At 69.5% G+C, this 24,901-nt stretch carries 28 protein-coding genes; 11 read left to right on the top strand and 17 right to left on the bottom strand.

Translation table 11 applies throughout. The features are described 5' to 3' along the window. Window positions 1-7: 7 nt before the first annotated feature. The 4 genes from RBS12_RS05270 to RBS12_RS05255 are packed head-to-tail and all read right to left on the bottom strand — an operon-like array spanning window position 8 to window position 5,228. Complete coding sequence (locus RBS12_RS05270) at window positions 8-1,399, bottom strand: gluconate:H+ symporter (protein WP_307965029.1); 1,392 nt, start codon at window positions 1,397-1,399, stop codon at window positions 8-10. After that, window positions 1,399-2,061 carry a bifunctional 4-hydroxy-2-oxoglutarate aldolase/2-dehydro-3-deoxy-phosphogluconate aldolase gene (locus tag RBS12_RS05265; RefSeq protein ID WP_307965028.1) on the bottom strand — a complete coding sequence of 221 codons (663 nt, stop codon included), beginning with the start codon at window positions 2,059-2,061 and terminating at the stop codon, window positions 1,399-1,401. The genes RBS12_RS05270 and RBS12_RS05265 overlap by 1 nt, the downstream gene beginning before the upstream one ends. Further along, window positions 2,054-3,766 (bottom strand): D-aminoacylase, encoded by a 1,713-nt coding sequence (locus RBS12_RS05260; protein ID WP_307965027.1) that lies wholly within the window; start codon window positions 3,764-3,766, stop codon window positions 2,054-2,056. The genes RBS12_RS05265 and RBS12_RS05260 overlap by 8 nt, the downstream gene beginning before the upstream one ends. A gap of 10 nt (window positions 3,767-3,776) precedes the next feature. After that, a complete protein-coding gene (locus RBS12_RS05255) occupies window positions 3,777-5,228 on the bottom strand; it encodes an alanine racemase (protein WP_307965026.1) in 1,452 nt (483 codons plus the stop codon). Window positions 5,229-5,368: 140 nt separating this feature from the next. Between RBS12_RS05255 and RBS12_RS05250 the strand changes: the two genes are divergently transcribed. The 4 genes from RBS12_RS05250 (at window position 5,369) to RBS12_RS05235 (ending at window position 8,180) form a co-directional block, all read left to right on the top strand. Then, on the top strand, window positions 5,369-6,400 hold the full coding sequence (locus RBS12_RS05250) for a sugar kinase (protein WP_307965025.1): 1,032 nt from the start codon (window positions 5,369-5,371) through the stop codon (window positions 6,398-6,400). Window positions 6,401-6,408: 8 nt separating this feature from the next. Then, the gene (locus RBS12_RS05245; RefSeq protein ID WP_307965024.1) at window positions 6,409-7,170 is read left to right on the top strand and encodes an IclR family transcriptional regulator; all 762 of its coding nucleotides are present in this window, start codon (window positions 6,409-6,411) and stop codon (window positions 7,168-7,170) included. Beyond that, window positions 7,167-7,568 carry a RidA family protein gene (locus RBS12_RS05240; RefSeq protein ID WP_373886479.1) on the top strand — a complete coding sequence of 134 codons (402 nt, stop codon included), beginning with the start codon at window positions 7,167-7,169 and terminating at the stop codon, window positions 7,566-7,568. Before RBS12_RS05245 ends, RBS12_RS05240 begins: the two co-directional genes overlap by 4 nt. Window positions 7,569-7,790: 222 nt before the next feature. After that, window positions 7,791-8,180, top strand: a complete 390-nt coding sequence (locus tag RBS12_RS05235; protein ID WP_307965023.1) for a tautomerase family protein — start codon at window positions 7,791-7,793, stop codon at window positions 8,178-8,180. Window positions 8,181-8,304: 124 nt separating this feature from the next. On the opposite strand, the gene RBS12_RS05230 is transcribed toward RBS12_RS05235, so the two are convergent. Together RBS12_RS05230 and RBS12_RS05225 are read right to left on the bottom strand one after the other, a co-directional pair. Continuing rightward, window positions 8,305-8,463, bottom strand: coding sequence for a hypothetical protein (locus tag RBS12_RS05230; RefSeq protein WP_307965022.1), 159 nt, complete (start codon window positions 8,461-8,463; stop codon window positions 8,305-8,307). An 83-nt stretch (window positions 8,464-8,546) separates the two neighbouring features. Then, on the bottom strand, window positions 8,547-9,143 hold the full coding sequence (locus tag RBS12_RS05225; protein ID WP_307965021.1) for a hypothetical protein: 597 nt from the start codon (window positions 9,141-9,143) through the stop codon (window positions 8,547-8,549). 324 nt (window positions 9,144-9,467) lie between these two features. Between RBS12_RS05225 and RBS12_RS05220 the strand changes: the two genes are divergently transcribed. Both RBS12_RS05220 and RBS12_RS05215 read left to right on the top strand, forming a co-directional pair. Next, window positions 9,468-9,740, top strand: a complete 273-nt coding sequence (locus RBS12_RS05220; protein WP_307965020.1) for a hypothetical protein — start codon at window positions 9,468-9,470, stop codon at window positions 9,738-9,740. Further along, a complete protein-coding gene (locus RBS12_RS05215; RefSeq protein WP_307965019.1) occupies window positions 9,737-10,081 on the top strand; it encodes a ribbon-helix-helix protein, CopG family in 345 nt (114 codons plus the stop codon). Before RBS12_RS05220 ends, RBS12_RS05215 begins: the two co-directional genes overlap by 4 nt. Window positions 10,082-10,142: 61 nt before the next feature. On the opposite strand, the gene RBS12_RS05210 is transcribed toward RBS12_RS05215, so the two are convergent. After that, on the bottom strand, window positions 10,143-10,466 hold the full coding sequence (locus tag RBS12_RS05210) for a hypothetical protein (protein ID WP_307965018.1): 324 nt from the start codon (window positions 10,464-10,466) through the stop codon (window positions 10,143-10,145). A 25-nt stretch (window positions 10,467-10,491) separates the two neighbouring features. Continuing rightward, window positions 10,492-10,872: a hypothetical protein gene (locus tag RBS12_RS05205; protein WP_307965017.1), complete on the bottom strand. Its 381-nt coding sequence runs from the start codon at window positions 10,870-10,872 to the stop codon at window positions 10,492-10,494. A gap of 36 nt (window positions 10,873-10,908) precedes the next feature. Between RBS12_RS05205 and RBS12_RS05200 the strand changes: the two genes are divergently transcribed. Both RBS12_RS05200 and RBS12_RS05195 read left to right on the top strand, forming a co-directional pair. Continuing rightward, window positions 10,909-11,034 carry a hypothetical protein gene (locus tag RBS12_RS05200; protein ID WP_307965016.1) on the top strand — a complete coding sequence of 42 codons (126 nt, stop codon included), beginning with the start codon at window positions 10,909-10,911 and terminating at the stop codon, window positions 11,032-11,034. Continuing rightward, window positions 11,031-11,393 carry a HepT-like ribonuclease domain-containing protein gene (locus RBS12_RS05195; protein WP_307965015.1) on the top strand — a complete coding sequence of 121 codons (363 nt, stop codon included), beginning with the start codon at window positions 11,031-11,033 and terminating at the stop codon, window positions 11,391-11,393. Before RBS12_RS05200 ends, RBS12_RS05195 begins: the two co-directional genes overlap by 4 nt. Window positions 11,394-11,414: 21 nt before the next feature. On the opposite strand, the gene RBS12_RS05190 is transcribed toward RBS12_RS05195, so the two are convergent. From RBS12_RS05190 to RBS12_RS05180, 3 genes are all read right to left on the bottom strand, one after another. After that, entirely contained in the window at window positions 11,415-12,008 is a 594-nt protein-coding gene (locus RBS12_RS05190; RefSeq protein WP_307965014.1) for a TetR/AcrR family transcriptional regulator, read from the bottom strand. 85 nt (window positions 12,009-12,093) lie between these two features. Further along, window positions 12,094-13,626, bottom strand: a complete 1,533-nt coding sequence (locus RBS12_RS05185) for an amino acid permease (protein WP_307965013.1) — start codon at window positions 13,624-13,626, stop codon at window positions 12,094-12,096. A gap of 270 nt (window positions 13,627-13,896) precedes the next feature. After that, the gene (locus tag RBS12_RS05180) at window positions 13,897-15,573 is read right to left on the bottom strand and encodes a sigma-70 family RNA polymerase sigma factor (protein WP_307965012.1); all 1,677 of its coding nucleotides are present in this window, start codon (window positions 15,571-15,573) and stop codon (window positions 13,897-13,899) included. 120 nt (window positions 15,574-15,693) lie between these two features. On the opposite strand from RBS12_RS05180, the gene RBS12_RS05175 reads away from it, so the two are divergent. Then, a complete protein-coding gene (locus RBS12_RS05175; protein ID WP_307965011.1) occupies window positions 15,694-16,467 on the top strand; it encodes a hypothetical protein in 774 nt (257 codons plus the stop codon). A 229-nt stretch (window positions 16,468-16,696) separates the two neighbouring features. On the opposite strand, the gene RBS12_RS05170 is transcribed toward RBS12_RS05175, so the two are convergent. Beyond that, window positions 16,697-18,130 (bottom strand): FAD-dependent oxidoreductase, encoded by a 1,434-nt coding sequence (locus tag RBS12_RS05170; protein ID WP_307965010.1) that lies wholly within the window; start codon window positions 18,128-18,130, stop codon window positions 16,697-16,699. 62 nt (window positions 18,131-18,192) lie between these two features. Here RBS12_RS05170 and RBS12_RS05165 point away from each other — a divergent pair, with 62 nt between their 5' ends. Together RBS12_RS05165 and rarD are read left to right on the top strand one after the other, a co-directional pair. Continuing rightward, a complete protein-coding gene (locus RBS12_RS05165; RefSeq protein ID WP_307965009.1) occupies window positions 18,193-18,942 on the top strand; it encodes an ABC transporter permease in 750 nt (249 codons plus the stop codon). A gap of 63 nt (window positions 18,943-19,005) precedes the next feature. Continuing rightward, entirely contained in the window at window positions 19,006-20,019 is a 1,014-nt protein-coding gene (gene rarD / locus RBS12_RS05160) for an EamA family transporter RarD (RefSeq protein WP_373886478.1), read from the top strand. A gap of 361 nt (window positions 20,020-20,380) precedes the next feature. Here the strand turns inward: rarD and RBS12_RS05155 are convergent, their stop codons facing one another. The 5 genes from RBS12_RS05155 to gabT all read right to left on the bottom strand — a co-directional run bounded on the left by RBS12_RS05155 (window position 20,381) and on the right by gabT (window position 24,842). Further along, the gene (locus RBS12_RS05155; protein WP_307965008.1) at window positions 20,381-21,400 is read right to left on the bottom strand and encodes a type IV toxin-antitoxin system AbiEi family antitoxin domain-containing protein; all 1,020 of its coding nucleotides are present in this window, start codon (window positions 21,398-21,400) and stop codon (window positions 20,381-20,383) included. Window positions 21,401-21,616: 216 nt separating this feature from the next. Then, the gene (locus RBS12_RS05150; protein ID WP_307965007.1) at window positions 21,617-22,390 is read right to left on the bottom strand and encodes a hypothetical protein; all 774 of its coding nucleotides are present in this window, start codon (window positions 22,388-22,390) and stop codon (window positions 21,617-21,619) included. Then, window positions 22,387-22,530, bottom strand: a complete 144-nt coding sequence (locus tag RBS12_RS05145) for a hypothetical protein (protein ID WP_307965006.1) — start codon at window positions 22,528-22,530, stop codon at window positions 22,387-22,389. Before RBS12_RS05145 ends, RBS12_RS05150 begins: the two co-directional genes overlap by 4 nt. Window positions 22,531-22,543: 13 nt before the next feature. After that, window positions 22,544-23,416, bottom strand: a complete 873-nt coding sequence (locus RBS12_RS05140) for a universal stress protein (protein WP_307965005.1) — start codon at window positions 23,414-23,416, stop codon at window positions 22,544-22,546. Between the two features lie 67 nt (window positions 23,417-23,483). After that, window positions 23,484-24,842: a 4-aminobutyrate--2-oxoglutarate transaminase gene (gene gabT, locus RBS12_RS05135; protein ID WP_307965004.1), complete on the bottom strand. Its 1,359-nt coding sequence runs from the start codon at window positions 24,840-24,842 to the stop codon at window positions 23,484-23,486. Window positions 24,843-24,901 lie beyond the last annotated feature (59 nt).

Here is a 24,901-nt window from a genome sequence, read left to right as displayed (position 1 = left end):
CGCAGGGTCACACGAACGCGTAGATCAGGCTTGCCACGCCGAAGCCGACCACCGAGAGCACGGTCTCGAGCACGGTCCACGTCTTGAGCGTGTCCTTGACCGACATGTTGAAGTATCTCTGGATGATCCAGAAGCCGCCGTCGTTGACGTGGCTCGCGATGATCGAGCCCGAGGAGATCGCCATGACGATGAGAGCGAGCTGGGGCTGAGAGTAGTGGCCCGCGGTGAGGCTCGGGGCGAGGATGCCGCCCGTCGTGACGATGGCAACGGTCGCCGAGCCCTGGGCGATGCGCATTCCGCAGGCGATCACGTAGGCAGAGACGATGATGGGCAGGCCCGCCGCCGCGAGCGAATCCGCGACGGCCTTGCCGACGCCGGTCGCCGCGAGGACGGCCCCGAAGAACGCCCCGGCGCCGACCACGAGGATGATCATGCCGACGGGCTTGAGCGAGGCCGAGCTGAGCTCCGAGAGCTCCCGCGCCGTCATGCCGCGGCGGATCCCGAGCAGCCACATCGAGAGGAGCACGGCGACGCTGAGCGCGATCGCCGGGTTGCCGAAGAACACGAGCGTGTCGCGGAACACACCGGCGGGAACGAAGACGTTGCCGAACGTGCCGCCGAGGATGAGGAGCATCGGCAGACCGATCGCGAGCGAGACGACCGCCATGCGCGGCTCGTGGCCCTTGGCCTCCTCGGCCTCGGGGATGACCCGATCCTCGGGAACCTCGACGGGGACCCGCTGGCCGATCCACCGGCCCCAGAGGATGCCGGACGCGAACCACGCGGGGATCCCACACGCGAGGCCCATGAGGATGATCCAACCGAGGTCAACGTGGAAGAGGCCGGCCGCAGCGACGGGGCCCGGGTGCGGGGGCAGGAAGGCATGCGTCACGGAGAGGCCCGCGAGGAGCGGAAGGGCATAGAGCGCGAGGGAGCGCCGGCCGCGCACGGCGGCGACATAGACGAGCGGCGCGAGCACGAAGATGCCGATGTCGAAGAAGACCGGGATGCCGAGCACGAAGCCTGTGATGCCCATCGCGAGCGGAGTGCCCTTCTCGCCGAAGACCTTCACGAGCCTGCCGAGCAGCACTTCCGCGCCACCCGAGCGTTCGAGGATCGCCCCGAGCACCGTCCCGAGGCCGATGATGAGGGTGATGTGGCCGAGGATCCCGGCGAAGCCCTTCTCAATAAGGGCATCGCTGCTCGCAGACGCCGAACCGACGAGAGCGCTGACGCTCACGCCGCCGACGAGGGCGACGAGGACGCCGGTGCCCACGAGCGCGATGAACGGCTCGACCTTGACCTTGATGATGAGGAATAGGAGGAGGGCTATGCCCACGGCCGCTAGAAGGAGAAGGCCGGCGGTGTCATGCCGCAGCCAGGCGAGGAACGCATCCATCAGTTGTCTCCGGTGGTGGTAGGGGTGGAGGAGAGCGCGGCAGTGAAGGCCGCGGCGCGGGCCGCGATGTCGTCCCAGGCGCCGGCCTCGACGGCGGACGGCGGGACCACCGACGTCCCGCAGCACACCGCGAGCGCGCCCGCGTCGAGGTAGCTCCGGGCGTTCGAGGCGTCGATCCCGCCCGAGGGCAGGAGCTTCACACCCGGGTAGGGGCCCTGGAGGTCCTTGAGGAATGCAGGCCCGACCTGGCGCGCGGGGAAGATCTTGACAATCGAGGATCCCAGGTCGAGCGCCTGCGCGACCTCCGACGGCGTCATGGCGCCGAGCGTCACGGGAACCCCGGCCTCGGTCGCAACCCGCGCGACGTCGGGGCGGATGCCGGGCGTCACGAGGAACTGGGCCCCGGCGTCGATCGCCGCGCGCGCCTGATCGCCGGTCAGGACCGTGCCGACGCCCACGGCGGCGCCGTGCTCGCCCGCGGTCTCGACGGCGCGTCGTACGTGGGTGAGGACGTCCGGCGTCGTGAATGTCAGCTCGAGCCCGCGGATGCCGCCCGAGGCGAGCGCGCCCGCGAGCCCGGCGACGTCGGGGATCGAGTTGGCGCGGACGACGGCGAGGGTGCGGTCCGCGGCGAGAAGCGCGATGAGCTCTTCGTCAGTCATGGGAGGGTTCCGTTCCTTCCGGGGTACGCCGGAGGGCGCGGCCTGCGCGCGCTCCGGTGGGCTGGCCGTCGCTGATCGCGGCGGTTCCGTTGACAAAGACGTGGTGGATGCCGACGGCGGGCCGGCGCGGCTCCTCGAACGTCGCGCGGTCCGCGACGGTCGCGGGGTCGAAGAGGACGAGGTCGGCGGCGAATCCCTCCCGGACGAGACCTCGGCGCACGAGCTTGAGCCGTGCGGCGGGCCGGCCGGTCAGGTGGTGGACGGTCTCCTCGAGGCTCATGAGCCCGAGCTCGCGGCAGTAATGGCCCAGGTAGCGCGGGAACGTGCCCCACGCCCGCGGGTGCGGCTTGCCGCCGACGAGCAGCCCGTCGCTTCCGCCCGTGTGGGCGCGGTGCACCATGATCGCGCGAACGTTCTCCTCGTGCCCGACGTGCTGGATGATGCCCGTCCCGCAGCGGTCCGCGACGAGGATCCCGGCGAAGACGTCGAACGGCTCACGCCCCTCGTCCGCGGCGATCGCCTCGACCGTCCGTCCGATGTAGCCCGCGAGCGCGGCGTTCTGGACGCCGCTGACCTCGATCGTGTTCCAGTCCGCGACGACGCCGTGGCAGCCGTCGGAGCCGTACACCTCGACGGTCTCGCGGATGAGGGCGCGGGTCTCAGGGTCTTCGAGCCGGGCGAGGGTCGCGTCCGTCCCGCCCGAGGAGGCCCAGCTTGGGAGGATCGCCGAGAGCGTCGTCGAGCCGGGGAGGTAGGGATAGGTGTCGAGCGTGATGTCGGCATCGGCGTCGAGCGCCTCGTCGATGAGCGCGAGGAGCTCGCCCGCGCGGCCTTTGTTCTCGGGGAAGTTCATGGTCGCGTGCGAAAGGTGCAGGGGGCAGCCCGCCTCGCGGCTCAGGCCGATCATCTCGGCGTAGGCGCCGAGCGCGTTCTTGCCGTACGAGCGGTGGTGCGGCGCGTAGAACCCGCCGAGCTCCCCGACCGTGCGGCACAGCGCTGCGAGCTCTTCCGTCGTCGCGTACATGCCGGGTGTGTAGGTCAGGCCCGAGGACATGCCGACGGCGCCTTCCTCCATCGCGGTGCGGACGACCTCCTGCATGCGGGCGACGTCCTCGGCGCTCGCGGCACGGTCCTCGAAGCCCATGACGAGGGCGCGCACGGTGCCCTGTGGCACGAGATACGCGGCGTTGACGGCGATGCGAGCGGCACCGCCGTCGGGCCCTGCGCCGCTTTCGCCCCCGGTCCCGCTCTCGGCCCCGCTTTCGCCTTCGGCCCCGCGGCCTTCCGCGCGGTCGAGCCGGTCGAGGTACTCGCCCACGGTGCGCCAGTCCCAGTCGAAGTCCTCGGGATTGTCGTTCCAGCCCGCGATCTTGACGCGGACGGCGGCGAGCGTCGCGTCGTCGACGGGCGCGTAGGAGAGCCCGTCCTGGCCGAGCAGTTCGGTGGTGACGCCCTGGCTGAGCTTCGCGAAATGGCCCGGGTTGAGAAGGAGTTGCAGGTCCGAGTGGGCGTGCATGTCGATGAAGCCGGGGCTGAGCACGAGGCCCTCGGCCTCGATGACCCGGTCGACGACGTCGCCGGCCGCGGGGAGCGTTCCCGGCTCCGCGATCGCGGCGATGACGGCGCCGTCGATCAGGACGTCCGCGCGATATCGCGGCGCGCCGGAGCCGTCGACGACGGTCGCGTTCGCAATGAGGGTCTGCATGGGAGTGCCTTTAGAAGAAGGTCCGGACGGTACCCACGACGACGGCGTCCTGCGGCGAGGCGGCCGAGTCGATGACGGGGATGAGGGTCCACTTGTCGAGCGCCGTGCACGGATGCGACAGGCCGAGCCGCACGACGTCGCCGGGGCGGACCGACTCGGCGGGATCGAAGGACATGAACGCGTGCTGGTCGTTGACGGCGGTGATCCACGCGCCGTCGAGCGTCCGCATCGCTGTGCCGAGGCCGGCGCCGATGAGCTGGGGAACAGGGAGTCCCTCATCGACGGACAGATCGCGCTTGCCGGCGTCGAGGATCGCGAGGCCCGGCTCCGGCTGGGAGACGACGCGCGCCCACGCGTGCATGGCCGAGTGGAACGCCGTCTCGGCGTCCGGATCGGTGCGCGAGAACGGCGAGATGCCGCGGTAGAAGCCGTCGTCATGGATGAGGTAGGCGCCGCTGCGAAGCACAACATCTACGCGCGGCGCCGCCCGGTGGTGCGCCCCGCCATCGGTCGCGAGGGAATCGGCCACGTCCACGCGCGGCGCCGCCCGGTGGTGCGCCCCGCCGTCGCCCGCACCGCCGTCGCCCGCGGTGCTGCACGGCGCGAGGATCTCGACGACGTCGTCGAAGTAGGCGCTGCCGCCCGCCGTCACGATGACCGAGTCCGAGCCGTACAGTCCCTCGGCGAGGAGCTTCTCATGGAGGGACCGCACGGAGGCGAGGTAGGCGCGGACGGCGGCAAGGCCGGCGTCGTCCGCGGTGTGGGCGAGCGCGCCCTCGTAGCCGCCCACGCCCACGACGCGCAGATGCGGCGCCGCGGCGGCCGCGCGGGCGACGTCGAGCGCTTCCTCGGCCGTGCGCGCGCCCGTGCGCCCGCTGGCTCCGCCGAGTTCGACGACGACGTCGAGAACTGTTCGTGCCGCTGGGCTTGCGTCTGCGAGCACGGATTCGAGGAGCTCGACCGTGCGCGTCGAGTCGACCCACGAGATGATCTCGGCTCCAGCGCGGACCTCGCCCGCGGCCCAGCGGATGGCTTGCGGGTCGGTCAGGCTGTTGGCGAGCATGAGGCGCTGGACGCCGAAGTGGCGCGCGACGCGGAGTTGCGCCGCGTTGGCTAGCGTGATGCCCCACGCGCCGAGCTCGAGCTGACGCGCCCAGAGCTGGGGCGACATCGTGGTCTTGCCGTGCGGGGCCACGAGCACGCCGTGCTCGCGGCACCACCTCGCGAAGCGCGCGAGGTTGCCCTCGAGGGCCGAGGAGTCGAGAGTGAGGAGGGGCGTCTGGAGCGCCCCAAGGGGCTCGCGTGACGCCGCGAATGCGGCGGCCGTCTGGCCGTGGAAGGCTGCGGGAACGGACTTGTGCCGCCAGTCGAGCACCTCGGAGCCGAGGGCCGCGACCGCACGGGCGTCGATCGGTGTGGGGCCGCTCGCCGTGGGGCCGGCGGTCGTGGGGGACGTCGTCACGCTGGATCCTTCCGTCAGCATCGTTGCATAATTTGCAATCATAGTTGCAAAGGGCGCGCTATCTTGTTTAGCATCGGATCGGAATCGGCGTCAAGGTTGCGCTGTTCCCCCATCGAGCCGACGAGGAGCGCAGAGTCCGGATGCTGACAGCCGTGTGCATAGGCGAGACCATGGCCATGCTGACCCCCGAAGCCGGCACGTCCCTCGAGCGCGCCGAGAGCCTTCGGCTCAGCAATGGCGGCGCCGAATCCAACGTCGCCCTGGGCCTCGCCGCGATGGGCCTTGACGTGCAGTGGATCAGCCGAGTCGGCCGGGACGGATTCGGCAGCCGCATCCTCGCGGAGCTCTCGGAGCACGGTGTCGGGGTCGCGGGCGTCGAAGTCGACGCGTCGCGGCCCACGGGCCTCTATGTCAAGGTCCCGGCGACCGACGAGGCTCCCGCCTCCGTCATCTACTACCGCCGGGGATCCGCCGCCTCGGCGATGGGTCCCGAACTGCTCGCGGATCCTCGCGTCGCCGAGCTGCTCGACCGCGCGTCGCTCATTCACGTGAGCGGCATCACGGCCGCTCTCTCCGACGATTGCCTCGCGCTCCTCGAAGCGCTCCTCACCCGGCCCCGAAGCTCAGCTCGCGTGAGCTTCGACGTCAACTGGCGGGCCCCCCTGTGGGCCGGGCGGGACTCGGGCGCCCTGCGGCGCCTCGCGAACCTCGCGGACATCGTGCTCGTCGGCCGGGACGAGGCCGAGCACGCGTTCGGGACCGGGGACGAGGCCGAGCTGCGGCGGCTCCTCCCGGGACCCGACGTCGTCGTCGTCAAGAACGAGGCCACAAGCGCGATCGCGCTCGAGCGCGGCGGGCGACGCGCGGAAGTCCCGGCCCTCGCGGTCGACGTCGTCGAGCCCGTCGGCGCGGGGGATTCCTTCGCCGCGGGGTACTTGAGCGGCGTCCTGTTCGGGCTCGGACAGCGGGAAAGCCTCCGCCGCGGCCACGTTGCCGCCGCATGCACCCTCACCGTGGGCGGGGATCGTGGGCCGCTCCCCGACGCAGCGACGCTCGAGCGCGTCCTGGGCTGCTCCGAGGACGAATGGGCGACGACGACGGTCTCCCGGGCGGGCTTTGCCATCGGCGGCGCGCGGCAGGGTGCGGCTCAGGGCGCTCGGCACGACGGCTAGGTGCCGCTATGAGCCAGAGCCTCCTCCGCGCGCTCGACCTCCTGGGCGAACTCGCAGCCGGGCCCGCGAGCCTCGACGAGCTCGCGTCCCGCGCGACCGTCCACAAGACGACCGTCATGCGCCTCCTGCACAGCCTCGAGGAGAAGCGCTTCGTGGTCCGCGACGCGCAGCAGCGCTACCGCCTCGGGCCCAAGCTCTTCGAGCTCTCCTCGCTCGCCCTCGAACAGCGCGACGTCCGCGCCGCGGCGCGGCCGCACCTCGCCAAGCTCAACGAGCTCACGGGCCACACGATCCACCTTGCGGCCTTCGAGGGCTCGGACGTGACATACATCGACAAGCTCGAATCGCGGCAGCCGGTGCGCATGTACTCGCGGATCGGGCTCACGGCGGCGCTCAACGCGGCGGCCGTGTCGAAGGTCCTCCTCGCCGACCTGCCGCCCGCGAGGCGCGAGGCCATCGCCGCATCGATCGACTACCGGAAGTTCACCGAACGCACGATCATGACGCCCGACGCCCTCCTCGCCGAGCTCGACCGCGTGGCCGCGCAAGGATGGGCCATCGACGACTCCGAGCACGAGGAATTCGTGCACTGCGTCGCGGCGCCCATCCGTGACGCGAGCGGCCACGTCGTCGCGGCGGCGTCGTGCTCCGTTCCCATGGTCCTCCTTGACCACGAGGGCCTCCTCGCCCTCGTCCCCCCGCTGACCGCCTGCACCGAGGCCATCTCACAGGACCTCGGCTGGATCAACCCCGAAAGGAACCCATCATGAGCAAGTCAATCGTCCTCACCGAGAACGCCCCGGCCCCCGCACACACCTTCTCGCAGGGCGTCAAGAAGGGGGGCCTGTTCCAGGTCTCGGGCCAGGGCCCCATGGATCCCGCGACGAACCAGTACATCGGCGAGGGCGACGTCAAGGTCCAGACTCGCCGCACACTCGAGAACGTCAAGGCGATCCTGGAGGCGGGCGGCTCCTCGGTCGAGGACGTCATGATGTTCCGCGTGTACCTCACGAAGCGCGATGACTTCCCCGCGATGAACGAGGTCTACGCCGAGTTCATCGCCGAGAACGTCCCGAGCGGGCAGCTCCCGAGCCGCACGACCGTCTTCGTCGACCTCCCGCACGAGGTCATGCTCGTCGAGATCGACGCGCTCGCCGTGACGGAGTAATCGCGCTCGACGACGTTCCTGCGCACTGAGCGCGGTCGCCGCGCTCACCAGCGAAAGGGCTCGACCGGTTCCCGGTCGGGCCCTTTCGCTGCTTGTAGGGATGTGATCGTCCCGTGGCGGCGCTCTGTGAGCGGTGATGTCCGCCCCGCCCAGGCGGGCGGCGCCGTGGACGGCGAGCTTGCCGGCTCGAGCTCGACGCATGTGCGCCGGTAGTCTGGCTGCGTGGCTCAGGTTGTCGTGTACGGGAGGCGCGGCTCGCTCGAGCAGCGCCGTTTAGCTTTGTCCGAGGCGATCCACGAGGCGATCATGGTCGCGCTGGAATACCCGCCCGAGAAGAAATTCCAGCGCTTCATCGCCCTGGATGCGTTCGATTTCATCTACCCGGATGACAGGGGCGAGGAGTACACGATCATCGAAATCTCGATGTTCGAAGGTCGAACTGACGCGGCCAAACGGGCTCTCATCGCCGAGCTCTTCGCTCGGGTTGAGGCAAAGGCCGGCGTCAGCCCCCACAGCCTAGAGATCACCATCACCGAGACGCCAAAGCTCAATTGGGGCATCCGTGGCCAAAACGCTGCCGACCTCGCGCTGAACTATCGCGTCGACGTCTAGAAGGAGAGACCGCGACCTCGTAGGCGTCGCGTCCGCAAGCGGATCCGCAATGCGGCGTGGTCGGCGAAGCGGACTGCGGTCTAGGGCTGGGATCGGTCGCCGCTTCTTTGGCGGACCGGCTGCTTTAGGCGCCCTGGCGCTTCTTCAGTGAGAAGAGGATGAACGCGGGGCAGCGGGTGAGCTGCGTGTAGCTTTGGGGGTCGATTTCCGCCATGGAGGGGAGCGGATCGGGCTCGACGATTTGTTCAACGTCGAAGCCACACGAGGCGAAGGCAGCGAGCATTGACCCGATCTCACGAAGCTGTGAGCCGCGGCGCCCCCAGAAAGGCGAGACCGCTCGCCTCCCCTGTCCGAATAGCCGATCTCTCAGAGGACCGTGGTGACCCCGATCAGCAGCAGGCAGACGGCGCCGACGACAAGGCTCGCGGCATTCCATGTCGATGATGTCAGGGATTCGTCGTCGTGGGTCGACGGGCTACGCTTCGCATCCTCCCATGCCCGGCGGATCGAGTCTCGGGCGGGGTCGGCAGCGCTTGTGGCCCTCAGCCTTTCATTGGTCGGTGTCATGACTTGGATCTGGCTCCGCTCCCCGAGATCCAGCCCCGCGCTGTAGGCGCTCCGGGGCATGGGGGCGCCCCAGCTCGAGTATCGTCTGCCACCTGCCTCTACCGACACTGTCATGCCCACTTTCAGATCGGTGATTCGGGCAAAGGGGATCCGGTGTGTCTTCAGAACATTGATCATCGTCAGGTCATCGGCGTCCACGATGATGCAAGGCCGCCACAGGACCGCAAACGCGGCCCACGCAGCCAGGCCCACCCAGTGCCCGAACCGCAGCAGTCGACTGTCGCCGCCCGAGACGATCGAGACACCGACAAAAGCACAGCACGCCACCCAGACAAAGCTCGCGGAACTGCGGCTGGACTGTGCTCGCAGCACCTTGCGCTGGCCATTCGCGCCCATTGCATCCCCCAACTCCCGAGCGGCAGGCACCGCCACCCAGATTACGAAGCAAGTGCTAAACGCATTGTCAAGAGTTCCGACGGCCTGTCATGTGACCCGGCGCCCCTTGCTCCGCAACGAAGGGGCGCGCCAGACGACTCGGCAATTCGACTCATTGGCCGCGGCGTCGGCCGAGCACCCAAGATCGTAGCGCACGGCACGGTCTCTCTCTCCCGATTCCGAAATGCGCATCACGATGACTGGTTCGCCTGCGCGATCGGGGCGCGCCAGGGGAGCCAACCTAAACGGCTATACTTTAGCGCCTTCCTTAACTAGTGTGGTCACGTGGCCCCAATCTGGAAACCGTCGACGGATAAGCACGGCATCCCCCGCGCAGAGGCGATCAGCGCAATCCTGAACGCGAGCTACACCGACGCCCTGGACGACGCAACGCCCGAGGGGTACATCAAGCTGTACATCGGCCGCCCTCACCCGCAGAGCCGCCGCGAACTCGAGATCCTGGTCCAGCACTTCGACGACGGCCGCGAGGCGATCGTGTTCCACGTAATGGAACTCGGACCTAAATACCGCAGATACCGAGAGGAGAACCCGCAATGAGCGATCAGTACTACGAAGACCTCGCCGCCCGCCTGACCGACGAGTCCATGCCGGTGAAGTCCGCTGGCCGCGTCAAGATCGGGGCGGAGGCCGCAGCCGACGGCCTCGCGTTCCTGCTGGCCGAATACGGCAGCGAGCGCGCCATCCAGAAGGCCATCCGGATGGGCCGACCCCACGTCGGGGCCGAGAAGGGCGAGAAGTCCCCCGTCGTGCGTGGCGCGATCCCCCGGGGCGAGTTCGAGCAGTTCGAGCACCTGCGCAGGGAAACAGGGCGCTCCCAGAGCGAACTCGTGCGCGAGGCCATCCACCTCCTCCTCGCCAAGCACCGGCACGCCAGCTAAGGGCCGGCCTGCGGCCGCGCCCTCATGACAGACAGGACTCTAGTCGCCAGCCTGCCGGACCTCAGGCCAGCAGCGACGTCAGCTCGGCGACGATCTCGGCCGCGGGCTGAGACCTGTGCACATGGTCGATCGAAAGACCCGCGTACCACGGCATCGCCCCGGGGTGGTCGGAGCCCCTGGCCGCCGGCATGGTGCTTCGGTTGCCGACGGACCGAGCGCCCTCGAGTGAGGTCCTGATGACGCGCACGGTTGCGGGCCAGTCGCCGTCGTCATCGAAGTGATCGGTGAGCACGGTGTCGCGGGCACTTCCGGCGATCAGCGCCGCCAAGTATTCGGGATGCACCCCCGCCTCCCGCGCGGCGAGGAATCGCGTGCCGATGCGCACCGCGTGCGCGCCCGCGTCGATCAGGTCACGAACCCGCCACGAGATCGCACCCCGCCTGCTCCGCCAGAGCGGCCTCCGCGGCGGAACCGACCTGCCACGAGACGAGCGCCCCGGCGTCGTGGCCGGCTGACACGGCCACCGCCGCGGGCTCGCCCCAGAAGAATTCGACTACCCGTGCCCCGCGTGCCTGCAGGGCTATGCCCTCGAACGTCGGAAGGTAGGGAAGCAGGAACCCCATGCCCAGTGCGCCCGCCGGATGAGACGGCAGGCCGAGCCCCATCGGCAGCATGCCGAGACCGCCTGCGCCCGCGACCGCCTGTGCCAGATCCGCGGTTCCGACGCCACCGAGGGCCGCCAGCTGCAGGGGCAGTTTGCAGCCGACGAGGTCGGTGAACGGAGTTCTCACCGCCGCATTGTGTCACGGCTGGCACCTGACGCAACGATGTTCGATCTCGCCGATCTCACGACTGCCCTCGAGGACGTCACCGGCCTGCACGTTGACGTCGTGTCCGAGGGCGGGCTGCGGCCCGGTCCCAACCCCATCCGCGACGAAGCGATTGCCCTATGACGGGTCTCGATCGGTCACGCATCGACGGCAGCCTCCGCGACCTTCTGCGGTTGAGTGACACGGCGGCCAACGCCATCGTCGCACGGGGAAAGGAGGCGTACGACGCCGACATCGCCCTGCGTCTCGCAGCCGAGTCGATCCTTCACAAGATCGGGGAAGCCGTCGCTCGGCTGCCCGGGGAATTCATCCTGGCCAACCCCCACGTCTCGTGGCGGGCCATGAAGGCAACCCGGAATCTCGTTGCGCACAACCACGACCAAGTGGACTGCGACATCCTCTGGAACGCCCTCGCCAACCGGCTGCCGCTCGAGGCTCAGCACATCCGAGAAATCCTCGAGGCCCGGCCCACGTCGCGTTGACCGCGGGCCACGCGGCGAGGATCAGCCGAGCGGCGCTCGGCTTGCCGACAGCTCGCGGATGAATGCATCGACGAGCTTCTCGAACGAAGCCGTCACGGCCGGACGGTCGCCAAAGATCACGTAGTCGTAGAGAACCCCGGTGAGCGCTGCGACGAACGTCCGCCCCAGCACCGCGGCTTCGTCGGCGGGGACGCCCTCGTGCTCAAGCCAGACCGTGAGGAAGCGGCACCACGCGAGATAGCCTGTCGCGCTGTTCCCGCGCGGCTGCGGAGCCACGACGTCCTGCACGGCGGCCTCGAACTCGAGGCGCTGGAGATGGCGTCCCCGGTGGTCGAGCGAATGCTCGAACACGGCGCGCGCCCACAGGATGAGCCCGTCTACCGAAAGACGATCCGCCCCGGGCCCATACGGGTCGAAACGAGACTCGATCCCGCGGATGATCTCGGAGACGAGCGCTTCGCGGTTCCCGAAGTGGTACACGAGAACGTAGCTGCTGATGCCGAGACCATCGGCGAGGCTGCGGAAGGTGAGGTCCGCAAGCGTCTTGTCCAAGAGGAAGTCCAGAATCTGCTCGAGCAGCTCCGACTTGCGCTCAGGCCGTGGCGGTCTAGCCATAAACCGATGTCCTCGCTTCGACCGTCACCCGCGTGATTGGCCGTGTAGTGCCTCACATTCCCCGCCTGTGATCCTACAGGGCGGTTCAGGATTCGCGGCTCGCGACGCTCACTGGATCGTTCGCGGCCACGGCAGCGCGAGCTTCCGCGAAACGATCGTTGAGGCGGGAATTCCGCTGTCCATATGCAAAATAAATCACGAGGCCCACAACAAGCCAACCGGCGAAGTAGATCCACGTCTCGACCGCCAGATTCGTCATGAGGTAGAGGCACAGGAGCGCCGAGACGATCGGGAGCACTTTCCCGAACGGGACACGGAATGAGGGCTTGAGATCCGGACGACGGCGGCGCAGCACGATCACGCCGAGGCTCACGACGACGAACGCCGAGAGAGTGCCGATGTTGATCATCTCCTCGAGCACGTCCACCTGAGTGAGGCCAGCCACCAAGGCGACAAGGACGCCGCACAGGATCTGGAGGCGGGCCGGCGTCGACCGCTTGTCCGAGGTGACCGAGAGCGCGCGGGGCAGGAGGCCATCGCGGCTCATCGCGAGCACGACGCGCGCGAAGCCCATAAGCAGGACCATGATGACCGTCGTGAGGCCCACGAGCGAGCCGAACGCGATGACCTTCGCCGCATCCGTGTTGCCTACGGCCTCGAACGCGGTCGTGAGGGTAGGCTGCTCGGCGGCCGCTAGCGTCGTGTACGGGACCATGCCCGTGAGCGCGAGCGAGACGAGGATGTAGAGGATCGTCACGGCGCCGAGGCCCGCGAAGATGCCGCGCGGGAGCGTCTTCTGGGGGTTCTTGACCTCCTCCGCGCTCGTCGCGACGACGTCGAAGCCGATGAACGCGAAGAACACGAGCGCTGCGCCCGCGAAGACGCCGAAGAGCCCATACTGGGCCGGGGCGGCACCGGTCGCGAACGCGAAGAGGGACTGCTTGAGGACGGCGGTGGCGTCCGCGGCGTGCGAGGGGACCTCCGCCGGGATGAACGGCGCGTAGTTCTCCGCCTTGAGGTACATGAAGCCCACGACGATGACGAAGAGGACGACGGCGATCTTGATGATCGTGAAAAAGTTGCCGACCCGCGCGGAGAGCTTCGTGCCGAGGACGAGCAGAACGGTGAAGATCGAAACGATGAGGAACGGCCCCCACACGAGCTCGAGTCCGCCGAGGTGGATGCTCGGCGGGATGGTGAGGCCCACGAGGGAGAAGACCTTGCTGAGGTAGAGGCCCCAGTACTTCGCGACGACCGCGGCCGCCGTGAAGAGCTCGAGGATGAGGTTCCAGCCGATGATCCACGCGAGCAGTTCGCCCATCGTGGCGTACGTGAAGACGTAGGCCGAGCCGGCGACAGGGATCGCCGTCGCGAATTCCGCGTAGCACATGATCGCGAGCGCGCATGCGATCGCGGCGACCGCGAACGAGACCGTCACGGCGGGCCCCGCGAAGTTCGCCGCCGCCTTGGCGCCGACCGAGAAGATGCCGGCGCCGACGGCGACCGCGATGCCCATGATCATGAGGTCCCACGTGCTGAGGGAGCGCTTGAGGCGCCTGCCGGGCTCGTTCGAGTCGGCGAGCGACTGCTCGATGGGCTTGGTGCGGAGGATCTTCATCGTCTACCTGAGGGTCGGGGACGGCCAAGGGCCAGAAACCCGTCGGCCAGGACAAACCCGTTAACCTTAGGTGTCCACCACATGGGACGCTCAAATCGTCTCGCTATGCGGACAGTCGGACCCGCGGGGCCCTGCGGGATGTCACCTTCCCGCAGGTAGTAGTCCCCTTATCGCTCGTGAAGTCACCGTGAAGGTGACTTCACGAGCGATAAGGGGACCTGGGTAAGCAACAAGGGCGGACTTCGCCCAGCGGCGGCTCGCTGCCTGCCGCTAGCTCGCGAACGTGGCCTTGTTCGAGACCGGAGCGCTGCCGTGCATGATCACGGCGGTTCCGCTGCCGGGAGTCACCGTCATGGTCGAGCCAAGTGGGAGGAGAACGGTCCACACCAGCTTGAGCTCCGGAATGCTCCCGCCGGAATAGTGATTCAGCTTGCACGAGACGGTTACAGGCCCCGAGCCGGTCGGACCGCTGCAGTTCCATGCCGGCGAGCTGGACGACAGCGTTCCGGGCGACGAGGGATACGTGATGGTCACGTTCACCGAGGACGAAGGCGGCGTCGAGGTCCCGGTCGGGGTCGCCGCGAGGTTGAGGATGTCGGTCTGGAACGACTCAAGAAACAGCAGCGACTCCGGCGTCTGACTCCACGAGACGAGTGCGAGGCTGTACGGGTACTGCGACGTCGGCGTCGGGCTGGGGGTGGTCGACGGCGGCGCCGAGGGAGCAGGCGCAGGCGCAGGTGCCGGGGCGGGAGCCGCGGCTGGCGCGGGAGCCGGTGCAGCCGCCACGGGAGCCGGCGCAGGCGCGGGCTCTGGGACGGGCGCGGGGGCGGGTTCCGGCGCGGGCGCGGGCTCCTCCACCGGAGCCGGAGCCGGAGCCGGAGCGGGCGCAGGCGCAGGCGCAGGTGCCGCGGCCGAGCCCGCTCCCCCACCCGACGCGGAGGAACCGGTGTCGGGAGCCGCCGCGACCGCCGAGGGGGCAGCGGGAGGGGGCTCCGGCGTCGTCGACATCACGGTGGCGAAGGCGATCCCACCGATCACGGCCGCAGCGGCGACCGCCCCGGCGATGGCGACGTTCCGCGGCCCGAGCTTGTCGAAAATCTGCCGGAGCCACGCGAGGAAGCCCACGAACAGGCCGCCGCCCACGAGCTTCCCAGCCGCGGGCACAACGAACGGAAGCGCCGTGACGAGCGGGAAGACGATGCCACGCATGCCGTGGCCCACGTCTTGGAGCTGGAGCAGCGCGGCCGTGCACCGCGGGCAGTCGTGCAGGTGCTCGCTCACCTTGGCTTCGTTGCGCGGGCTCAAGCCCTTGCGGGCGTAGGCGCCGAGCTTGTCCACGAACGCGGTGCACGCCTCGTCGACCGCGGACGCGGAGACGTGGGCCTGGAGGTACGCCTGCCGGAGGCCCTCGCGAGCGCGAAGGGCGAGCGCCGAGACCGCATTGGGCGAGAGCCCGAGGAGCGGCGCGACCGCGGCGGGCTGCATGCCGTCCACCTCGGTATACCAGAGCACGGCCTGCCAGCGTTCGGGGAGCGATCGGAAGGCGGAGGCCACGGTATCCGACTCGAAGCCGGCGAGCACGGGGTCGTCGTACGGCTGCTCGCCCTCGTAGCGCTCCATCTCGTCGCTGAGGGTCTGGCGGTTGGCCTTGATGTTCCCCCGCGCGGCGAGGCGCGAAATGGACGTGAAGAGGTAGGCCCGGAAGAAGGCGTCCGGGCCTGAGCCGCTCCGGAGGGCCGTGAGGACGTTCGCGAACCCCTCGGCGGCGAGGTCCTCGGCGTCGCTCGCATTGCGCGCGTAGCGGCGCGCGAGGCCGACGGCGGCGGAGTGGTGGCGCTCGAAGAGGCGCGCGTAGGCTTCGGTGTCCCCGGCGCGGACCTCAGCGATCAGCTGGGCGTCGCTCGGGGCAGCAGGTGCCGCGGTTGCGGGATCGGCACTTGCGGTCATGGATTGTTCCTTCCCGCTGTTGACGGTCACGCTTACGTGAGTCCCAGGCATCGATTCTATGACGCGAGTTTCCGAACGAATATCGCGTCATAGGTGCAAGGTTCCCGCCTCTCAGCACATATGACCCACCTTGTGACACCGGGGAGTCGGCCGAAGGGACACGACCAGCTCCTCCGTTCTTGGCGTCACGACGCGCTCTCTGGTTCGTGGCGCGTTGCGAGCGACTGGCTGTGTCCCGAGGTGCTCGATCTGGTCCGCTCCGCGTCCCGGTCGACGTCGTCGGCGTGCCTCGAGCCTTCTGTGCGGGCCCTCGGGCGGGCCCGCGCGGAGCACGGCGTTGGCCCTGCTGAGGCCGTCATGGACCTCTTCGCGTTCTTCGGCGCGCTTGGCATGGCCGCGCCAGCGCAGCTCGTCGCGGCGTTCGCCGAGACGTGGGCCGAGTTCGCGGACGGCTGCGGTCCCGGCATCTCATGCGTTGATCCCGCCACGGGCCTCTCGACGTGGGCCCACTTCCGCGCCCGCATCTACGAACTTTATTCAGAAAAGGGGACGGAGGACGACGGCGATGCCGCGTGCGCGCGACTCGTCGCCGTCCTGCGACTCCCCGAGGGGACGGCAAGCGTCGCATCGCTCCCGTGGGAGGTGCAGGTGACGCTCGGGCGCGAGGTCCTCGATGCGTTCGCCGGATCGGCAGCGGTCCTGAGCCACACGGGCGCAACGATCGCGTCGCTCATGCCCCGTGCGAAAGGCGCGTTCTCACGGCTGCACGACGCCGCGGCACGCCTCGATCGGCTCTTCCACCCCGAGAAGGGCCACGGCTGCCGACTCGACGTCGAGCCACTGCCTGCGACCGCCGACGGGGTCGCGCTCCTGCTCGAGAGCCTCCGCCGCTAGAACCTCGCCCGTTCAGAGGTCACCTCCCGCAGGTCCTCGCCCGTTCAGAGGTCACCTCCCGCGGGTTCAACCCACGGGAGGTGACCCCCAAACGACCCCGCACCCACCGTAGGTGACCCCCAAACGACCCCGCACCCACCGTAGGTGACCCCCAAACGACCCCGCACCCACCGTAGGTGACCCCCAAACGACGCGCCACCCACCGTAGGTGACCCCCAAACGGTGGGGCTCAGCGCTTGTGCTTGCGGGAGATACGCACCATTTCGTCGCGCGGCACGACCTTGACCCGCTCGCGCTCGACGGGCGCGCCCTGTTCCGCGGATTCCGCCGTGAACTTCTCGCCGAGCGACTTCTCGTGGGCGTCGAGCTCGTTCCAGCCCTCCCACGTCGTGAACTCGACCCCGCGCTCCTCGAGGAGCCTCATGATCGCGTGCTCGTCGGGGTTCTGGGCCGGCGGGAGCGTGTCGCGGTCTTCGAGGAGGCACCCGATCGTCTCGAGCGCGTCACCCTTGGTGTGGCCGATGAGGCCCACGGGGCCACGCTTGATCCAACCCGTCGTGTAGACGCCCGGCACGGGCGCGCCTTCCTCGTCGAGGACGCGGCCGCCGTCGTTCGGGATGACGCCGCGGTGCGCGTCGAACTCGAGCTCGGCGAGCTCGGAACCGTGGTAGCCGATCGCGCGGTAGACGGCCTGGACGGGGTAGTCCTCGAACTCGCCGGTGCCGCGCACGTTGCCCGTGCCGTCGAGCTCCATGCGCTCGAAGCGGATGCCGGCAACCTTGCCCCGGGCCTCCGGGGCGTCGTAGATCTCGACGGGGCTGTGCAGGAAGTGCAGGTGCAGACGGCGGGACGCGCCCGTGTCCTGGTCCTCCGCGATCCAGTTCGCGAGCGTGTTGACCATCGTCTTGACCTGGTTGTTCGTTCGGATCGCCTCATCCGAGGCCTCGTCGAACTCGAAGTCCTCGGGGTACAGCACGATGTCGACGTCGCGCGAGTGCGAGAGCTCGCGGAGCTCGAGCGGCGTGAACTTCACCTGTGCGGGGCCGCGGCGCCCGAAGACGTGGACGTCCGTGACCGGGCTGCCCTTGAGGACGCGGTACACGTTGTCGGGGATCTCGGTGACGAGAAGGTCGTCGGCGTGCTTGGACAGCATCCGGGCGACGTCGAGGGCGACGTTGCCGTTGCCGATGACCGCGACTTCCTTCGCGTCGAGCGGCCAGTCGCGCGCGACGTCCGGGTGGCCGTCGTACCACGACACGAAGTCCGCGCCGCCGAACGAGCCCTCGAGGTCTGAACCCGGGATGTCGAGCTTCGCGTCCTTGATCGCGCCCGTCGCGAAAATGACGGCGTCGTAGAAGTGGCGGAAGTCGCTCAGCGTGACGTCGCGCCCATACGTGACGTTGCCGATGAAGCGGATGTCGCCGCGGTCGAGCACCTTGTGGAGCGCGTTGACGATGCCCTTGATGCGTGGGTGATCCGGGGCCACCCCGTAGCGGATGAGCCCGTACGGCGCGGGGTACTGGTCGAAGAGGTCGATGCTGACCTCGAAATCTCCGTCCTTGACCTCGTTCGACTTGGTCAGGATGTCTGCCGCGTAGACCCCGGCGGGCCCGGCGCCGATGATGGCGACGCGCAGCGGTCGTGCAGCAGGGGCGTTGGTCACGGGATGATCCTTCCGGCAGCTCCGCGCGCTGAATCAGCACGCAACCTCATATTGTAGTTCGCGTGCAGAGTTCGACGCTCTTGGGACTCGGGCCCGGCGTCGTCGTCGCCGTCGTCCTCCTGACCGCGCTCGCCGCCGCCGTCCACCGCGGGGCGCTCGACGGCGGGTGGCGGCCGCCCGTCACGGCGAGCCTTCGCGCCGTGGGCCAGCTCGCCGTCGTCGCCCTCCTCGTCTCCCAGCTCGGGAAAAGCCCGTGGCTCGCACTCCTGTTCACGCTCGCGATGTTCGCCGTCGCCGTCGTCACGGCGGGTCGCCGCGCCGACCGCACGCGCTGGTGGTGGGCCGCCGCACCGATCGCGGCGGGGGTCGCGCCGGCCGTGCTCATCCTGCTCGCGACGGGCGTCCTGCCGTTCGACGGGCTCGCGCTCATCGCGCTCATCGGCCAGCAGGTCGGCGGAGCGATGACGACGACGAGCCTCGCCGCCCGTCGCGTCCTCGCCGAGCTCGAGCTGCGGCGCGGCGAGGTCGAGGCCGCCGTCGCCCTCGGCTTCGAATGGCGTCCCGCTCGCCTCCTCGTGGCACGCCACACGGCACGCGAGGCGCTCATCCCCTCCCTGGACCAGACGCGCACGGTCGGAACGGTCACCCTGCCGGGTGCCTTCGTAGGGATGGTGCTCGGCGGGGCGAGCCCGGTCGACGCCGCGATCGTCCAGCTCGTCGTGCTCGTCTCGCTCGTCGCGGTCTCGGCGATCGCGGCAGCCGTCGCGCTCCGCCTGTGCGCGTCCGGGCGCTGGGCCCACCGGACCGCCTGAGCTTCTGGAAGACGAGGGCCCTGGAATACCTGACAGGGGCATTCCCGTTGTACGGTCGTGACCGTGAAGCCCGACGCCCCCTCCGATCCGACAACGGCCCCACCAGCCGGCCCGAGCGCCGAGGGGCCGAACCGCGCGGCCTCGTCGGCGACCGCCGGCCTGCTCTACGGGATCGGGGCCTATGGGCTGTGGGGGCTGCTTCCGCTGTACTTCATGACGCTCGTGCCGGCAGGACCGGTGGAGATCGTTTCGGACCGGGTCGTGTTCTCCGTCGTCGTGTGCCTCGTGCTCATCGCCGCGACACGCTCGTGGGGCGCGCTCGGGGCGGCTCTCCGCTCGGGCCGGACGTTCGGCGCCCTCTCGCTCGCGGCCGCCCTCATTGCCGTCAACTGGCTCACGTACACGTATGGCGTCCTGAGCGGGCAGGCCATCGAGGCCTCGCTGGGGTACTTCATCAACCCGCTCGTGAGCGTGCTTCTCGGCGTGCTCGTGCTGAAGGAACGCCTCCGGCCGCTCCAATGGGCGGCCGTCGCGATCGGCTTCGTCGCCGTCCTCGTACTCGCGCTCGCGTACGGCCGGATGCCGTGGATCGCCCTCATCCTCGCGTTCAGCTTCGGCTTCTACGGGCTCGTCAAGAACCGCGTCGGGGCGACGGTCACGGCGGTCACGAGCCTCACGGTCGAGACCGTCGTGCTCGCGCCGGTCGCCCTCGCGGCGATCGGCTGGCTCGCGGCCGCGGGATCCCTCACGCTGTTCGGCCACGGCGCGGGCCATTTCGGACTGCTCGCGGCGAGCGGCGTCGTCACGGCCGTTCCGCTGCTCTTCTTCGGCGCGGCAGCCCGGCGCCTGCCGATGACGACGATCGGCCTGCTGCAGTACATGGCGCCGCTGCTCCAGTTCATCCTCGCGACGACCGTGCTCGGCGAGCACATGGGCCCCGAGCGGTGGGTCGGCTTCGGGATCGTGTGGCTCGCGCTCGTCGTGCTCACGGCGGACATGCTGCTCGCAACGAGCCGCCGCCGCACGGCCCTCCGCGCGGCGCAGGCGCGCGCCGAGGCGGCTTCCGCCGCGGCGTAGGCCCAGGCGCGAGGGCCACGGCGCGAGAGCCACGGCAGCGCGGGCGTGTAGGCGCGGGCGCGAGGGCCGCGGCGGCGTGGGCGCGGGCGCGAGGGCCACGGCAGCGTGGGCCCCGTTCGGCGGTTGGCCTTGGCCGGCTTCCCGCGCGCGTCCCGCAACCGCTCGCGCTCCTTCCCGCGCGCATCCCGCAACCGCTCGTGCTCCTTCCTGCGGGCCTCGCGCAGCCGCTTCTCCGCCTCGCGCCACATGACCGCCTCGCGGTTCGGCCACGGGCAAGCGGCACAGCCGTCCCTGAGCGGCATAACCGTCCCTTGCGCCGCGGACCAGGGGACGGTTATGCCGCCAACCGACGGTTATGGCCTTATCCGACGGTCATGCTGCCACGGAGGCCGGGAGGACGGGAGCCAGCGAGCCGCCGGGCCCGTTCGAACGCGGCGAGAACCTTGGCCGGGATCGCGCCGGGAATCGATAGATCGGCCCACCTGGCGCGGACGAGGGTCCAGCCCTCGTCGACGATCGCATTCTCCCGCCTCCGCTCTGCCCGAAGTGCAACATCGGTCGGGCGATAGTCGAAGTATTTGGCCTCGCCGTCGAACTCGAGGATCACGAGCACATCGGGCCAGGCGAAGTCGGCCCGGAAGCGGCCCTCCCCGGTGGAAATCTCGAACTGAAGTTCAGGCGCGGGGAGGCCCGCGGCCAGGAGTGCCAACCGGGTGCGGGTTTCTCCGGGCGACTCCGACCGACCGTCGAGCAGGCCAACGAGCCGCTCGACGCGGCGGGCGCCTCGGATGGCGCCGGTACGGTCAGCCGCGGCGCGGATGCCGTCGAGGCTCGCTCCGAGCCGTAGCGCGTGATCGCCCACGACCGCCGCCCGCTCGATGTCGAGCGACCTCGCGCAGTCTGCCACCGTGCGGTCGAGGGACGTGGCCCGGGCGATCTGCCCCCATCCGAGCGGGACCTCGACGACGTCGTCGTCCCCCACAGCGAACCGATGGGGAGCCACGTCTCCGCCGTGGCTCGCGCGGGACACCGAATACGGCACGGTGACATGGATCGCCGGACCGCTCTCCCACGTTGAGCACCCCAGCAGCCGCGCCGCCGAGACGTGGCTGTAGACGGACGAGCCGCCTGTCGCGAGCCAATGCGCCTCGACGCGCAACTGGTCGCGCTCCCACGGGGCCAGCGATTGCCAAAGAGGCCGGCGAACGTAGACACCCCGCCGGATGCGGACCAGGATCCGGTCCCGCACGGCCGCGGCCAGCGCGCGGCTGTCGAGGCCGGCGACTCTGAGCTGTTCCGAGGAGGCCACTCGAAGCGCGGGCCATCGTGTGTCAAGCAATGTCGTGAGCTCGTGGGATGCCATGAGCGCAGTCTCGCCCATCAGATGCTCTCCATGCGCGGCCCAACGGCGCTATGTGGATAACGTCCGGAGGGGCCACACGCATGCGCTCTCGCGGGGCAACCCGCCTCCGCCGGGATAACCGTCTCTGAGCGCCATAACCGTCCCTTGCGTCGCGAAATAAGGGACGGTTATGCCGCGCACCGACGGTCATGCCGCGCACAGACGGTCATGCGGCGGAGGGGACGGCTATGCCGCTCACGAACCGTCACTCCCGTACGCGCCGTGAAAGAAGGCCGCCCCCATACCCTTGAAGATCCGGCGCGTGAGCCACCGGTGCACGGCGAGGTAGGCCACGAGAACCGCAGAGCCAAGCGTCGCGACAAGGGCCGTCGGCCCCCCAGCCACGAAGGCGACGACCGCCGCAAGGGTCCCAGCCACGATCGCGTTGAAACAGGCGAGGAAGAACACTGTGCTCGAATAGGCCTGCACGAACGTCGGGCGCCGCATTCCGAGCGTGTAGGTCGCCGAAACTCCCGGAAAGTCGTCGCGCGCGGACGTGACGAAGTGATCGAGGACGGCCGGCTCAATTTCGGCGTACGCGCCCCGCAGGCGATTCATCCCGACGACGAGCCGAAAATCCTCGAAGCTTCCGAGGGCAACGCGGAGCAGCGTGAGCGTTCCGAGGATGAGCAGCGCCGAGGAGAGCCCCACCGCCATGACCCAGAACCCCGGTCCGAAGCCGGTGGCCTGCCCGACGAGGGCGAGCACCACGAGCGCGGCCGACGAGATGGTGAGGTGGATCGAGATGCGGCTCATGAGCTCGTTCCACAGCATGCTGCGCGTCGCGAGGAGGCTCCAATGTTCGGTCGCGAGAATTTGGACGACGACGGCGGGCGGCGCGCCGCGCGGGGGCGGTCCATCCGCTTCGCCCACCCCCCGGCCGTCCGGGGGCGCCTCAGCCACGCCTTCCGCCCGCGCAGCGTCGTCGGGGAACGCCCGAGGCGGCAGCGCGTGAAACTCGGCGCTCACGCGGAGCCGCCAGCCGTCGTCGTCCGCTCTGCGACCACGGCGAACTCGCCCAGCGCGCCACTCCGCGGGACGTACGCGAAATCCATGCGACCATGATGCTGCTCTATGCGGAGCTTGCCCAGATCCTGGGTCTCCCCCATGAGCGGGCCCGCCTCAGCCGAGCGGACGGGACTCGGCGCCCTCGTATTCGAGCGGGACCACGACGAGCGGAACGGGCAACGCGCGCAGGATCTTGTTGGCCGTCGAGCCGATGAAGATTCGACGCTTCTGCGCAAGCCGGCTCGAGCCGATGATCACGAGCTCGCCGTCGCGCCAGTCGAGGCTGTCGACGGCGGCCTCGAGGGTCCGGCCGTGCGCGACGGCGACGCTCGCCTCATGCCCGCGCGGCAGGCGGTGCGCCGCGCTTTCGAGGACAGTGTTCGCGTGCCGGTGCGCCGCGTTGATGTTCTCGCCGTGCTCGCCGCGTTCGTCCAGTTCGACGAGGGAGACGAAGCGAAGCGGCACATTGCGTCGGCTCGCCGCGACAAGGGCGACGTCGACGGCGGCGTCCGCGCCGGGGCGGCGGCCGATGAAGGCCGTGAGCCGCTCGATGGGCGCGGTGCGGTGATAGCCGCGGGGGGCGAGGGCGACGGGAATCGGCGACGCGTGCAGGAGCGAATTCGCAACGCTTCCCACGGTGTAGCGCTTGAAGAGTCCATTGCTCGCGGCCCCGACGATGATGAGGGCGGCCTCGAACTCGACGGCGGCTTCGATAAGGACCGCCGCGAACGAGCTGCCCTGGCGCACATGGAATTCGGCCGAGACATCGTGCGGGACCATGCCGAGCGCCGTCCGCTGGGCCGTGAGGACCTGCTGTTCCTCCGCGTTGACACGGGCCCCTTCTGGGTTCGCCGCGACGTACGGGGCGTTCTCGCCGAGCACGAGCATGAGTTCGAGCTTGGCGCCCTGGGCTCGGGCGATCGCGATGCCAAGGGCGACGGCGTCCGCGCCGCGCTCATCTGGCTGGTAGCCCACGACGTACCGCATGTGCAGACTCTACGACACCGGCGCGCCCTTGGTGAGGGCGCGCCGGTGTCGGGTCCGTGCGCGGACGTCAGGAGTTGGCGCGGATAGCTGCCTCGAGGACGTCGAGACCGTCGGCCAGGAGCTCGTCGCCGATCACGAGCGGCGGGAGCAGCCGGATCACGTTGCCGTACGTGCCACACGTGAGGATGATGACGCCCTCCTTGAGGCAGTAGTCGGCGATCTTCTTCGTGACCTCGGCGTCCGGCTGCTTCGTCGTCGTCGCGCTGCCGGCCTTGACGAACTCGATCGCGAGCATGCCGCCGCGGCCGCGGATGTCGCCGATGATGCCGTCGCCGAGCTCGTCGCGGAGCGCGCCGAGGCGGCCCTTGACGATCGCCTCGATCTCGCGGGCGCGGCCGCGGAGGTCCTGCGTCTCCATCGTCTCGATCGCGGCGATGGCCGCTGCGCACGCGACCGGGTTTCCGCCGTACGTGCCGCCGAGGCCGCCGCCGTGGACGGCGTCGAGCAGCTCCGCGCGTCCCGTGACCGCGGAGAGCGGCAGGCCGCCCGCGATGCCCTTCGCCGTCGTGATGAGGTCCGGAACGACGCCCTCGTGCTGGACCGCGAACCACTCGCCCGTGCGGCAGAAGCCGGACTGGATCTCGTCGGCGATGAAGACGATCCCGTTCTCCTTCGCGAACTCGGCGATGCGCGGAAGGAAGCCGTCGGCCGGGACGATGAAGCCGCCCTCGCCCTGCACCGGCTCGATGATGATCGCCGCGACCTGGTCGGATCCGATCTGCTTCTGGATCGCCAGGATCGCGCGCTCGGCGGCCTCCTTGCCCGTGATCTGGGCGTTCTCCTCGCGGAACGGGTAGCTCATCGGCACGCGGTAGATCTCGCTCGCGAACGGGCCGAAGCCGTACTTGTACGGCATGGCCTTCGCAGTGAGGCCCATCGTGAGGTTCGTGCGGCCATGGTAGGCGTGGTCGAACGCGACGACGGCGTTGCGGCCCGTCGCGACGCGCGCGATCTTGACCGCGTTCTCGACCGCCTCGGCGCCCGAGTTGAACAGGACGGTGCGCTTCTCGTGCTCGCCCGGCGTGAGCTGGTTGAGCTTCTCGGCGACGGCGACGTAGCCCTCGTACGGGGAGACCATGAAGCACGTGTGCGTGAAGTGCTCGACCTGCTCCTTGACGGCGCCGACGACGGCTGCGTCCGAGGCGCCCACGGTCGTCACCGCGATGCCCGAGCCGAAGTCGATGAACGAGTTGCCGTCGACGTCGTGGATGACGCCGCCGTCGGCGTCCGCGACGTAGACCGGAACGGTCGAGGCGACGCCCTTCGCGACGCTCGCGGCGCGGCGGGCGGCGAGCTCGAGAGACTTGGGGCCGGGGAAGTCCTTGAGGACCTGGCGCTTCTGCTCGAGGCGGTACGTGATGTCCATGGGTGTTGGTTCTCCTTTCTAGGGCGCCAAAGGCGTGTGCCCGGCGCTGCGCGTGTGCC

It is taken from the genome of Sinomonas sp. ASV322 (genome assembly GCF_030908245.1).
Classification (GTDB): Bacteria; Actinomycetota; Actinomycetes; order Actinomycetales; family Micrococcaceae; genus Sinomonas.
This window is presented reverse-complemented; position numbering and strand designations above follow the sequence as displayed.

What these genes read in the sequence shown, in the direction of transcription:
- RBS12_RS05270 (WP_307965029.1), bottom strand. Translation starts at nt 1,399, where the DNA reads ATGGATGCGTTCCTCGCCTGGCTGCGGCATGACACCGCCGGCCTTCTC.
- RBS12_RS05265 (WP_307965028.1), bottom strand. Translation starts at nt 2,061, where the DNA reads ATGACTGACGAAGAGCTCATCGCGCTTCTCGCCGCGGACCGCACCCTC.
- RBS12_RS05260 (WP_307965027.1), bottom strand. Translation starts at nt 3,766, where the DNA reads ATGCAGACCCTCATTGCGAACGCGACCGTCGTCGACGGCTCCGGCGCG.
- RBS12_RS05250 (WP_307965025.1), top strand. Translation starts at nt 5,369, where the DNA reads ATGCTGACAGCCGTGTGCATAGGCGAGACCATGGCCATGCTGACCCCC.
- RBS12_RS05245 (WP_307965024.1), top strand. Translation starts at nt 6,409, where the DNA reads ATGAGCCAGAGCCTCCTCCGCGCGCTCGACCTCCTGGGCGAACTCGCA.
- RBS12_RS05240 (WP_373886479.1), top strand. Translation starts at nt 7,167, where the DNA reads ATGAGCAAGTCAATCGTCCTCACCGAGAACGCCCCGGCCCCCGCACAC.
- RBS12_RS05230 (WP_307965022.1), bottom strand. Translation starts at nt 8,463, where the DNA reads ATGCTCGCTGCCTTCGCCTCGTGTGGCTTCGACGTTGAACAAATCGTC.
- RBS12_RS05225 (WP_307965021.1), bottom strand. Translation starts at nt 9,143, where the DNA reads ATGGGCGCGAATGGCCAGCGCAAGGTGCTGCGAGCACAGTCCAGCCGC.
- RBS12_RS05215 (WP_307965019.1), top strand. Translation starts at nt 9,737, where the DNA reads ATGAGCGATCAGTACTACGAAGACCTCGCCGCCCGCCTGACCGACGAG.
- RBS12_RS05200 (WP_307965016.1), top strand. Translation starts at nt 10,909, where the DNA reads ATGTTCGATCTCGCCGATCTCACGACTGCCCTCGAGGACGTCACCGGC.
- RBS12_RS05195 (WP_307965015.1), top strand. Translation starts at nt 11,031, where the DNA reads ATGACGGGTCTCGATCGGTCACGCATCGACGGCAGCCTCCGCGACCTT.
- RBS12_RS05190 (WP_307965014.1), bottom strand. Translation starts at nt 12,008, where the DNA reads ATGGCTAGACCGCCACGGCCTGAGCGCAAGTCGGAGCTGCTCGAGCAG.
- RBS12_RS05185 (WP_307965013.1), bottom strand. Translation starts at nt 13,626, where the DNA reads ATGAAGATCCTCCGCACCAAGCCCATCGAGCAGTCGCTCGCCGACTCG.
- RBS12_RS05180 (WP_307965012.1), bottom strand. Translation starts at nt 15,573, where the DNA reads ATGACCGCAAGTGCCGATCCCGCAACCGCGGCACCTGCTGCCCCGAGC.
- RBS12_RS05175 (WP_307965011.1), top strand. Translation starts at nt 15,694, where the DNA reads ATGACCCACCTTGTGACACCGGGGAGTCGGCCGAAGGGACACGACCAG.
- RBS12_RS05155 (WP_307965008.1), bottom strand. Translation starts at nt 21,400, where the DNA reads ATGGGCGAGACTGCGCTCATGGCATCCCACGAGCTCACGACATTGCTT.
- RBS12_RS05145 (WP_307965006.1), bottom strand. Translation starts at nt 22,530, where the DNA reads ATGGGGGAGACCCAGGATCTGGGCAAGCTCCGCATAGAGCAGCATCAT.
- RBS12_RS05140 (WP_307965005.1), bottom strand. Translation starts at nt 23,416, where the DNA reads ATGCGGTACGTCGTGGGCTACCAGCCAGATGAGCGCGGCGCGGACGCC.
- gabT (WP_307965004.1), bottom strand. Translation starts at nt 24,842, where the DNA reads ATGGACATCACGTACCGCCTCGAGCAGAAGCGCCAGGTCCTCAAGGAC.